The 1271-nt window shown below is 34.5% G+C and carries 1 protein-coding gene and 1 pseudogene; both read right to left on the bottom strand.

The window, feature by feature from the left end; genetic code table 11:
• Positions 1 to 481, bottom strand: a 481-nt coding sequence (locus A2530_RS02950) for a methyl-accepting chemotaxis protein (RefSeq protein ID WP_294891422.1), incomplete at its 3' end; no start/stop codon positions are given.
• Between the two features lie 384 nt (positions 482 to 865).
• Positions 866 to 1271 (bottom strand): annotated as a pseudogene (locus A2530_RS02945) (hypothetical protein); the annotation flags it as partial.

The raw sequence follows: 1271 nt of genomic DNA, 5'->3' as shown, positions 1-1271 counted from the left end.
GAGCCGCCTCGATCGCCGCATTTAATGCAAGCAGATTTGTTTGATCCGATATATCTTTTATTAGATTTATAACCTCAGATATCGCGCTTACGCTTCCGTTTAAATTTTCGGCGGTATGTCTTAGCTCGTTTGCCATTTGAATAATTGAATCAGTGTTAAAAATAGAGTTAGCATTGCCTCTTATATCAAGCATAAAATTTTCATTATCAACCGTTAAGCTGCCTATATCTTCCAAAAATTTGATATTGCTTTGCAAGCTTTCTTGAATTTTTGAAATATTTTTTATACATCCGGTAGAGAGATTTTCAGTAAGTGCTTTTTTTAGCTTATTGTCTTCGACAATATTTTTAACATCTTTCATTTGCTCTTTTAAATCTTCATTCTCTCTACTGGCAGAATCATAAAGAGATCTTAACGATTCCAACTCTTTTTGCAAATTTGCTATCTGTTCATCAGAACGATTTTTTTTATTTCCAAACATAAACATCACATTTCCATCCTATTTTTATAATTTATCACAATTTTTATAACGGTTTAAAACTCTATGTATTGTGATAATTATACACCTTTTTTGTCTTAAATGTGTCATAAAATGAAAATACGTTAAAACAAAACTTAAATATGTAACTTTTTTGTATCTCAAAATAAAATTCATCCGTTGTTGGGCATCTTTTACATAGTGCAGGGAGTTTTCAATTGTTCAATGTTCTTTTATCTATTTTTGTGTGCTAGTATAAAATGATCGAGGGTTGTGGTTTTAAGTGAGGTAGGCAAGGTTAAAACCTTGCTTCCGTTTTCTTCTCTTCGGAAACGAGGATTCATCCTCGTCTGTTTTAGCAAGGTTAAAACCTTGCTTGTGTTTTTGTTAAAAATTCTCCCAAACATCGCTCTCATGTTTAGAGCTGTTTTTAGCAATAGCGTTTGAGGCATATTTTCCTTTGGCTACTACAACCGGTTTAGCGGCTTGAACACTCTGACTTGCTCTAGTGTGGCTCTCTTTCGCTCTTATATTATTCTTACCCACAAACTCTTTTGATTGTGCATCTTGAACCATAGCTTCAGCTTTAGAGATAGTAGCGTTTGCAATAGAGTCTGCCTGAGCTGCAACTTTTGCATTCTCTTGAGTCATTTGGTCTAGTTGTGTAACAGCCGTATTGATTTGACCGATACCTTGCATCTGTTCACGGTTGGCATTACTTACATCTTGAACCATTGAAGCTGTTTGAGCTATCTTGTCTGCTATTACTTCAAAGCCACGTGTTAACTCTGTT

Origin of the sequence: Sulfurimonas sp. RIFOXYD2_FULL_34_21, assembly GCF_001830805.1 — a bacterium.
GTDB lineage: Bacteria > Campylobacterota > Campylobacteria > Campylobacterales > Sulfurimonadaceae > Sulfurimonas.
Note: the sequence above shows the minus strand (reverse complement) of the source record. Positions and strands in the feature narration are given on the sequence as shown.